The 8,568-nt window shown below is 66.9% G+C and carries 9 protein-coding genes; 1 reads left to right on the top strand and 8 read right to left on the bottom strand.

The window, feature by feature from the left end:
• The 5 genes from pnp to ELY12_RS00045 all read right to left on the bottom strand — a co-directional run.
• Window positions 1–2,132: polyribonucleotide nucleotidyltransferase (gene pnp / locus ELY12_RS00065; protein ID WP_126174663.1), on the bottom strand; the 2,132-nt coding region annotated here is incomplete at its 3' end.
• 159 nt (window positions 2,133–2,291) lie between these two features.
• Window positions 2,292–2,561, bottom strand: coding sequence for a 30S ribosomal protein S15 (gene rpsO, locus ELY12_RS00060; protein WP_126174662.1), 270 nt, complete (start codon window positions 2,559–2,561; stop codon window positions 2,292–2,294).
• 4 nt (window positions 2,562–2,565) lie between these two features.
• On the bottom strand, window positions 2,566–3,474 hold the full coding sequence (gene truB / locus ELY12_RS00055; RefSeq protein ID WP_126174661.1) for a tRNA pseudouridine(55) synthase TruB: 909 nt from the start codon (window positions 3,472–3,474) through the stop codon (window positions 2,566–2,568).
• Window positions 3,471–4,163 carry a site-2 protease family protein gene (locus ELY12_RS00050; RefSeq protein ID WP_126174660.1) on the bottom strand — a complete coding sequence of 231 codons (693 nt, stop codon included), beginning with the start codon at window positions 4,161–4,163 and terminating at the stop codon, window positions 3,471–3,473. The genes truB and ELY12_RS00050 overlap by 4 nt, the downstream gene beginning before the upstream one ends.
• Window positions 4,164–4,168: 5 nt before the next feature.
• Window positions 4,169–4,750: a thymidine kinase gene (locus ELY12_RS00045; protein ID WP_126174659.1), complete on the bottom strand. Its 582-nt coding sequence runs from the start codon at window positions 4,748–4,750 to the stop codon at window positions 4,169–4,171.
• A 47-nt stretch (window positions 4,751–4,797) separates the two neighbouring features.
• On the opposite strand from ELY12_RS00045, the gene ELY12_RS00040 reads away from it, so the two are divergent.
• Window positions 4,798–5,343: a hypothetical protein gene (locus tag ELY12_RS00040; protein ID WP_126174658.1), complete on the top strand. Its 546-nt coding sequence runs from the start codon at window positions 4,798–4,800 to the stop codon at window positions 5,341–5,343.
• 11 nt (window positions 5,344–5,354) lie between these two features.
• On the opposite strand, the gene rbfA is transcribed toward ELY12_RS00040, so the two are convergent.
• From rbfA to infB, 3 genes are all read right to left on the bottom strand, one after another.
• Window positions 5,355–5,759 (bottom strand): 30S ribosome-binding factor RbfA, encoded by a 405-nt coding sequence (gene rbfA, locus ELY12_RS00035; RefSeq protein WP_126174657.1) that lies wholly within the window; start codon window positions 5,757–5,759, stop codon window positions 5,355–5,357.
• Window positions 5,759–6,295: a DUF1697 domain-containing protein gene (locus ELY12_RS00030; protein ID WP_126174656.1), complete on the bottom strand. Its 537-nt coding sequence runs from the start codon at window positions 6,293–6,295 to the stop codon at window positions 5,759–5,761. Before ELY12_RS00030 ends, rbfA begins: the two co-directional genes overlap by 1 nt.
• Before the next feature lie 3 nt (window positions 6,296–6,298).
• Window positions 6,299–8,568 (bottom strand): translation initiation factor IF-2 (gene infB / locus ELY12_RS00025; protein WP_241229654.1); only part of this gene is annotated, 2,270 nt, incomplete at its 5' end.

Genomic DNA, 8,568 nt, shown 5'->3' with positions numbered 1-8,568 from the left:
CGGGGCTCGCGGGGTTCGCGCGGGGGACGGGTGTCCTCCAGCTCCTCGCCGGTTTCCTGGTCGACCACGCGCATCGACAGGCGGACCTTGCCGCGGTTGTCGATCTCGAGGACCTTGACCTTCACCGCCTGGCCTTCCGACACCACGTCGGTCGGCTTCTCGACCCGCTCGTTCTTCATTTCGCTGACGTGGACGAGACCGTCCTTGCCGCCCATGAAGTTCACGAACGCGCCGAAATCGACGATGTTGACGACCTTGCCGTCGTAGATCTTGCCGACTTCGGCCTCTTCCACGATGCCGGCGATCCACTTGCGGGCCGCTTCGATCTGGCTGAGGTCGGACGACGAGATCTTGATCAGTCCTTCGTCGTCGATGTCGACCTTGGCGCCGGTCTCGGCGACGATCTCGCGGATCACCTTGCCGCCGGTGCCGATGACATCACGGATCTTCGACTTGTCGATCTGCATGGTCTCGATGCGCGGGGCGTGCGCCGACAGCTCGGTGCGGGCCGAGCCCAGCGCCTTGGTCATCTCGCCGAGGATATGCGCGCGGCCGGCCTTGGCCTGGTTGAGCGCGGCCTCGAAGATCTCGCGGGTGATCCCGGCGACCTTGATGTCCATCTGCATCGTGGTGATGCCCTGCTCGGTGCCGGCAACCTTGAAGTCCATGTCGCCCAAGTGATCCTCGTCGCCGAGGATGTCGCTGAGCACGGTGAACTGGTCACCTTCGAGGATCAGGCCCATCGCGATGCCGCTCACCGGACGGGTAATCGGCACGCCGGCGTCCATCAGGGCGAGGCTGCCGCCGCACACCGTCGCCATCGAGCTCGAGCCGTTGGACTCGGTGATGTCGCTGACCACGCGGATCGTGTACGGGAACTCTTCCTTCGACGGCAGCACCGCCCGCAGCGCGCGCCAGGCGAGCTTGCCGTGACCGGTGTCGCGGCGCGACGGGGCGCCGAAGCGGCCCACTTCGCCGACCGAGTACGGGGGGAAGTTATAGTGCAGCATGAAGTTCGAGTAGGAGAGACCCTCCAGCCCGTCGATCATCTGCTCGGCGTCCTTGGTGCCCAGCGTGGTGGTGCAGATCGACTGCGTCTCACCGCGGGTGAACAGCGCCGAACCGTGCGCGCGGGGCAGGATGTGCACCTGCGATTCGATGGGGCGGACCTGGTCGGTCTTGCGGCCGTCGATGCGCTTGCCGTCCTTGAGGATCGCGCCGCGGACCACGTCCGCCTCGACCTTCTTGGTCAGCTTGATCGCGGTCATGACGGTCTGGCCGTCCTGGTCGGCGTAATGGTCCTTGACCTTCTGCCGCGCGACTTCGAGCGCCTCGCGGCGGGCCGACTTGTCGGTGGTGCCATAGGCCTTGGCGACATCGGCGCCGATCAGGCCCTTGATCTCGGCCTTCATCGCCGAGTTGTCCTGCGTCGCGACGTCCCACGGATCCTTGGCGGCCTTCTCGGCCAGGTCGCAGATCAGGCCGACGACCTTCTTGATCTCGTCGTGGGCGAACAGCACCGCGCCGAGCATGACCTCTTCCGACAGCTCCTTGGCTTCGGATTCGACCATCATCACCGCGTTGCCGGTGGCGGCGACGACCAGGTCGAGCGCGCCGTCGGCGGCCTCGGGCTGGCGCGGGTTGAGGGTGTACTCACCGTCGACATAGCCGACGCGCGCGGCGCCGATCGGGCCCATGAAGGGCACACCCGAGATGGTCAGCGCAGCCGAGGCGGCGATCATCGCGACGATGTCGGGCTCGACCTCGCCGTCGAAGCTCAGCACCTGCGCGATGACGTTGATCTCGTTGTAGAACCCTTCGGGGAACAGCGGGCGGACCGGGCGGTCGATCAGGCGGGAGACCAGCGTCTCCTTCTCGGTGGCGCCACGCTCACGCTTGAAGAAGCCGCCCGGGATGCGCCCGGCGGCGAAGAACTTTTCCTGGTAGTGCACGGTGAGGGGGAAGAAATCCTGGCCCTCTTTCACCGACTTGGCGGCGGTCACGGCGCACAGCACCACGGTCTCGCCGTAGGTCGCCAGCACGGCGCCATCGGCTTGGCGGGCAATACGCCCGGTTTCCAGAGTGAGGGTCTTTCCGCCCCACTCCATCGATACGGTCTTGGTGTCGAACATGTATTTTCCTTCGCCCGCCGGCCCTATTGCATCGGCGGGATTTGCTGCCGGGTAGTCCGTCCCGGTCCGGTGCGGGGCCTTGGCCCCCGGCCCCTTCACCGGATTGTGAAGGATGCCAGATGCGAGAAGCGGCCCACCTCGGGGCCGCTTCCGCGAAATTTACTTACGAAGCCCGAGCTTCTGGATCAGCGCGTTGTACCGCTCGACATCGATCTTCTTGAGATAGGCGAGGAGGGTCCGGCGCTTGTTGACCATCATCAGCAGGCCGCGGCGCGAGTGGTTGTCCTTGTGGTGATCCTTGAAGTGATCGGTCAGGTTGCGGATACGCTCGGTGAGGATCGCGACCTGCACTTCGGGAGAACCGGTGTCGCCCTTCTCGCGGGCGTTGTCCTTGATGATCTCTTGCTTCTTTTCAGCGGTAATCGTCATGCAATCAGTCTTTCGCGGCATCGGGGAAATTGAAGCCGCGGACGACTTTCGCCGTCCCCCCTTCGGTTTCCATCAGCGCCACCGGCACGCCGGCGCATCGCGCTAGGAACAGCCCGTCGGGCAAGGCTTGATCGGACAAGACCCGACCCTGGCGGGCCGCCTGCGCTGCTGTCCGATCGAGTTCGTGGGCCGGGATACCGTCCAGCCCCGCCTCTAGCGGCAGGAGGTGGTCTTCAAGGCGCGCGCCCTTACCGATTTCGCTGAGAGTGTCCAGCGAAATCGCCTGTTCCTCAAGGAACGGGCCGGCCTTGATGCGCCGCAGGTAGGTGACGTGGCCACAGCTTCCCACGGAGCGCGCGATGTCCCTTGCCAGCGAGCGGATGTACGTACCCTTGCTGACGTGGGCGCGGAGAGTGGTTTCGCTCTCGCCATTAGCAACGAGATCGAGCGCGAAGACGGTCACCGCGCGGGTCGCCAGTTCCACCTGTTCGCCCGCCCTCGCGCGATCATAAGCACGCTGTCCATCGACCTTGAGCGCGGAGTACGCCGGCGGGACCTGCTCGATTGGCCCGGTGAAGCGCGGCAGCACCGCCTCGATCTCCGCTAGCGTCGGCAACCGGTCGCACCGCTCGATCACGGCGCCCTCGGTATCGAGCGTGTCGGTCTCCTCGCCGAAGCGCACCGTGAACTCGTAGACCTTGCTCGCATCGAGCATGCGCCCGGCAAGCTTGGTCGATTCGCCCAGCGCGATGGGCAGCACGCCCTCGGCCAGCGGATCGAGGGTGCCGCCGTGGCCGATCTTGACCTTGCCGTAGCCCGCCTCGCGCAGGTTGCGCTTCGCCGCCGCGACCGCCTGGGTCGACCCGAGCCCGCGCGGCTTGTCGAGGATCAGCCAACCGTGCGGCTGGTTCACGTCCCCACCGCGCGTGCGACCGCTTCAGCCAGCGCGAAGAAATTGCCCTGCACCCACTCGACCGGCGGGCCGACCACCTTCTCGATGATGCCCGCGTCGGGAAACGCCCAGGTCGCGGCGATCAGCACCACGAACAGCAGCATGCCGACGTTGCGCAGCTTGGCATAGTGCACTGCCATGCGGCGCGGCAGCAGCCCTTCGACGATGTGCGAGCCGTCGAATGGCGGGATCGGCAGGAGGTTGAACAGCGCCAGGAAGACGTTGATCAGGATAAACAGTTGGAGGCCCGCGAACAGGTATTCGCTCGCCCCCGCCGGCGCCAGTGTGAGCGAGCCCGCCCAGAAGCCGAGCGTCACCGCCGCGATCGTCGCCAGCAACAGGTTCATCGCCGGTCCCGCCGCCGCCACCAGCATCATGCCGAGCCGCGGGTTGCGCAGGCGGTTGAAGTTGACGGGCACTGGCTTGGCCCAGCCGAACACCGGGCCGCCGAACAAGGCGAGCGCGCCCGGCACCACCAGCGTCCCCACGGGATCGACGTGGCGAATGGGATTGAGCGTCAGGCGCCGCCGCTCCTTGGCGGTGGGATCGCCCAGCGCGAGCGCCGCCCAGCCATGCGCGACTTCGTGGAAGACGATCGCGATCACCAGGCACGGGACCAGCAGGACGATTTGCAGCAGCGTGTCGGACATCTTGCTTACTTAGGGAGCCCGATCGCCTCGCTGAAGTGGCGGCGACAAAGCGCGACATAGCGGTCGTTGCCGCCGACTTCGGTCTGCTCGCCCTCGCGCACCGCGGCGCCGCTGGCATCGACCCGCAGATTCATCGTCGCCTTGCGCCCGCAGTGGCACACGCCCTTCAATTCGACGAGCTTGTCCGCGATGCCGAGCAGCGCCGCCGAGCCGGGGAACAGCTCGCCCTGGAAATCGGTGCGCAGGCCATAACAGACGATCGGAATGCCCTCCTGGTCGGCCAGCCGGGCGCATTGCCACACCTGTTCACGGGTCAGGAACTGCGCCTCGTCGATCAGAACGCAGTCGACCGGCTCAATCCGGTGCGCCGCCATCACCGCGGCGTAGAGGTCGGTCTCGGGCACATAGTGATGCGCGTCCGCCTCCAGCCCGATGCGGCTGCGCACCATGCCCTCGCTGCGAGTATCCAGCCGCGCGGTCCACAGCATCGTCCGCATCCCGCGCTCGCGGTAGTTGAAGTCCGCCTGCAGCAAGGTCGAGCTCTTCCCCGCGTTCATGCTGGCGTAGTAGAAGTAGAGCTTGGCCATCAGGCGGGCTGTCTGCACACTGGCGGCTGGCGGAACAAGGGGGCGTGATGAGGCTATCCATCGTTCGCGAATATGTGGTGGTACCGGCGCTGGCGGGCCTGCTGTTGGCCCCGGCGGCAAGCGCGGCGGAGAGCGAGTGCCAAGCGGTGATCGACACGCTGCGCGCGGGGGATCCCGACGACCGCAATCCGACCGGCGTCTCCTCGCTCAAGGCCGGGAACGGGGCCTGCCTCGCCCAAGGAGGCGACCTCGCCAAGATGTCGGGGATTCAAATGTTGCTCGCCCAGCAATCGCACGGCTTTCTCCGACCGGCGCCCGATGAATTCGATCGCACCGGCGACTTCCAACGCATCCTTGCCGGCCAAGGCCGCGTGCTCGAAATCGATCGCAGCCAATTCCACATGCCGCCTGACGGCGAAGAGTGCCACGTCACCCGCTACATCACCGACCCCGTCGAAATCGACGGGCGCGCCTACGTGGAAATCGGGTACGGCAAATGCGGGTCGCTGTGCGGCGGAGGCACGCTGTTCGCGCTGCGCAAGGAGGGCGACCGCTGGGTGAACGACGGGATGGTCATTCACTGGGCGAGTTGAACGAGTAGCGTTCAGTCCTCGCCCAAGTCTCCCAGGTCCCGCGCCACCTTCGGGTCATTGAGCAGCCGCTCGATCCGGTCGGCTTCGTCGAAGCTTCTGTCGGGCTTGAACGAGAGGCGGGGGGCGAACTTGAGGCCGAGGCGCTTGGCGACCTCGCGCTGGAAGAAGGCGGTGTTGGTGCGCAAGGCCTTCAGCACCGCGGCCTCGTCCTCGCCCAGCAGCGGCTTCACGTAGGCGTTGGCATTGCGCAGGTCAGGCGTCATCCGCACCTCGGTGACCGAGACCGAGTGCGCGGTCAGCACGTCGTCGTGCGCCTCGCCGCGTGCGAGCAGCTCGCTCAGGATATGCCGCACCCGCTCGCCCACCTTGAGCACGCGGACCGACTGCTGTTCGGGAGTGGATGCGCGCTGCGCCATTAGCTTAGCTTCTCGATTATCCGTTTGATCGACCGCACATTGCGCGCGGTCCCTTTGCAGCCCAGCCGCTTCTCGATGAAGGCGCCGGTCAGCTTGCTGGTGCCGACGCCATCCACGAAATCGATGTGCAGCGCGCGGGTGCCGGGCGCAAGCTTCTCGGCGCCTCGGCCCGAGTGATCGGCAATGAGCTGCTCGAACTGCGCCTTGGTCGGCTGCTTGCTGAGGAAGTGGACATGGACGAACTTGTCCTCCCCCTTCCCCGCGTACGGGCTTTCCTTCAGCACCGCTGACAGCTCCCCTCCAGTCCGCACCGCCGCGAAAGTCGCGATGCCGAAGCGGTCCTTGACCACCCCGGCGATCTCGTCCTCCAGCTTCGCATCCGCCGCGCGGGGATGGTCGAACAACACATTGCCGCTCGCCACCACCGTAGTGACGTTGGCGAACCCGTGCTCTTCCAGCGCCGCCTTCAGCTCGTCCATCTTCAGCCGGTTACCACCGACGTTGATTGAGCCGAGCAGAGCGACGTAGCGCGGCATCGGTTAGAGGACGCGCTCGCGCTCCTCGACCTCGAACACCTCGAGCTGGTCGCCCGCCTTGATGTCGTTGGTGTCGGCCAGCACCACGCCGCATTCGAGGCCGGCGCGGACTTCGTCCACGTCGTCCTTGAAGCGCCGCAGCGAGGCGATGGTGGTCGCCGAGACGATGACGTCCTCGCGGGTGAGACGGGCAAACAGGCCCTTGCGGATCGCGCCTTCGACGACGAGCAGACCCGCCGCCTTGTCGCGCTTGCCTGCCGGGAACACCTGCTTGACTTCGGCGCGGCCGAGGACGTTCTCGATCTTGAGCGGGCCGAGCACGCCGGCCATCTCCTTCGAGACTTCCTCGGTCAGGTGATAGATGACGTCGTAGTACATCATCCGCACCTTGTCCCGCGCCACCAGCTCGCGCGCCTTGGGGTTGGGACGCACGTTGAAGCCGATGATCGGCGCCTTCGAAGCCGCCGCCAGCACCACGTCGCTCTCGGTGATGGCACCCGCGCCCGCGTGGAGCACGCGGACCTTGATGTCGTCGTTCGAGATCGCGTGGAGCGCGTTGACGATCGCTTCGACCGAGCCCTTCACGTCGGCCTTCACCACCACCGGGTACTCAACCACGTTGGTCTTGAGGTTCGAGAACATGGTGTCGAAGTTGGTCGGCGCCAGCGCGGTGCGCTTGGCGGTCGCCTGCTCCTGACGGTACTGCGCAACCTCGCGGGCGCGCTGCTCGTTCTCGACCACGGTCAGCGCGTCGCCGGCATCGGGCACGCCGCCCAAGCCGAGCACTTCGACCGGGACTGACGGGCCGGCTTCCTTGATCTGCTTGCCCTTGTCGTCGACCAGCGCGCGCACGCGGCCGCTCTCGGTCCCGACCACGAAGGTATCGCCGCGCTTCAATGTGCCGCGGGTGACGAGCACCGTCGCGACCGGGCCGCGGCCCTTGTCGAGCTGCGCCTCGATCACGGTCGCCTCGGCGTCGCGGTCGGGGTTGGCCTTCAGTTCGAGCAGTTCGGCCTGGAGCAGGATCTTCTCGACCAGCTCGTCGAGGCCTGCGCCGGTCTTGGCCGAAACCTCGACGTCCTGCACTTCGCCGCTCATCGATTCGACGATGACTTCGTGCTCGAGCAGGCGCTCGCGGATCTTCTGCGCGTTGTACTCGGGCCGGTCGGACTTGGTGATCGCCACGATCATCGGCACGCCGGCCGCCTTGGTGTGACTGATCGCCTCGATCGTCTGCGGCATGATCGCGTCGTCGCCCGCGACCACCAGGATGACGATGTCGGTCACGTTCGCGCCGCGCGCGCGCATTTCGGTGAATGCGGCGTGGCCCGGGGTGTCGAGGAAGGTGATCTTGTCCTTCCCCTTCGTGGTGATCTGGTAGGCGCCGATGTGCTGGGTGATGCCGCCGGCTTCGCCCTTCACCACGTCGGTACCGCGCAAGGCATCGAGCAGCGAGGTCTTGCCGTGGTCGACGTGGCCCATGATGGTCACCACCGGCGGACGCGGCTTCAGCGTGTCTTCCGGATCGGTGTCCTCGCTGGTGTCGATATCGACGTCGCTGGCACTGACGCGGGTCAGGTTGTGGCCGAATTCCTCGACCAGAAGCTCGGCGGTATCCTGGTCGATCGTCTGGTTGACGGTGACCATCATGCCCATGTTGAACAGCGCCTTCACCAGGTCGGCGCCCTTTTCGGCCATGCGGTTGGCGAGCTCCTGCACGGTGATCGCCTCGGGCACGACCACGTCGCGCACCTGCTTCTCGCGCGGAGTCGAGGGGCCGCCGTGGGTGCGGCGTTCCTTCTCGCGCGCACGCTTCAGTGCGGCGAGCGACCGCGCGCGGCGGCCTTCGTCCTCGTTGAGCGCGCGGGTGACGGTGAGCTTGCCCGAGCGGCGATCGCCCCCGCCTCCGCGTTCCGGCGTGGCTGCGGGGCGCTTCTCTTCCTTTTTCTTCTCGGGGCGCTTGATCTCGGGCCGGGCGACCGGCGTGAAGCGGCGCGCGGTGGGGGTCGGCGTGGCGGTGCCGGCTTCGCCCGACGCTTCCTCAGCCCCGCCGGCTTCGGCCGGAGCGGCTTCGGGCTCGGGCGCGGGTGCGCGCGCGGCTTCGGCCTCGGCTTCGCGATTGGCTTCGGCGCGGCGCTTCTCTTCCTCCAGCGCACGGGCGCGCTGTTCGGTTTCGCGTTCGGTCTGCTCGGCGAGCGTCGCCAGGCGCGCTTCCTCGGCCTCGCGCTGGAGGCGAGCGACGCGCTCCTGCGGGGTCTCGGCCCCGGCAGCGG

Source organism: Tsuneonella rigui (genome assembly GCF_003958625.1).
GTDB lineage: Bacteria > Pseudomonadota > Alphaproteobacteria > Sphingomonadales > Sphingomonadaceae > Tsuneonella > Tsuneonella rigui.
Note: the sequence above shows the minus strand (reverse complement) of the source record. Positions and strands in the feature narration are given on the sequence as shown.

Excerpts from the sequence above, each read along its gene's own strand:
- rpsO (WP_126174662.1), bottom strand. The coding sequence starts at position 2,561 with ATGACGATTACCGCTGAAAAGAAGCAAGAGATCATCAAGGACAACGCC.
- ELY12_RS00050 (WP_126174660.1), bottom strand. The coding sequence starts at position 4,163 with ATGTCCGACACGCTGCTGCAAATCGTCCTGCTGGTCCCGTGCCTGGTG.
- ELY12_RS00045 (WP_126174659.1), bottom strand. The coding sequence starts at position 4,750 with ATGGCCAAGCTCTACTTCTACTACGCCAGCATGAACGCGGGGAAGAGC.
- ELY12_RS00040 (WP_126174658.1), top strand. The coding sequence starts at position 4,798 with ATGAGGCTATCCATCGTTCGCGAATATGTGGTGGTACCGGCGCTGGCG.
- rbfA (WP_126174657.1), bottom strand. The coding sequence starts at position 5,759 with ATGGCGCAGCGCGCATCCACTCCCGAACAGCAGTCGGTCCGCGTGCTC.
- ELY12_RS00030 (WP_126174656.1), bottom strand. The coding sequence starts at position 6,295 with ATGCCGCGCTACGTCGCTCTGCTCGGCTCAATCAACGTCGGTGGTAAC.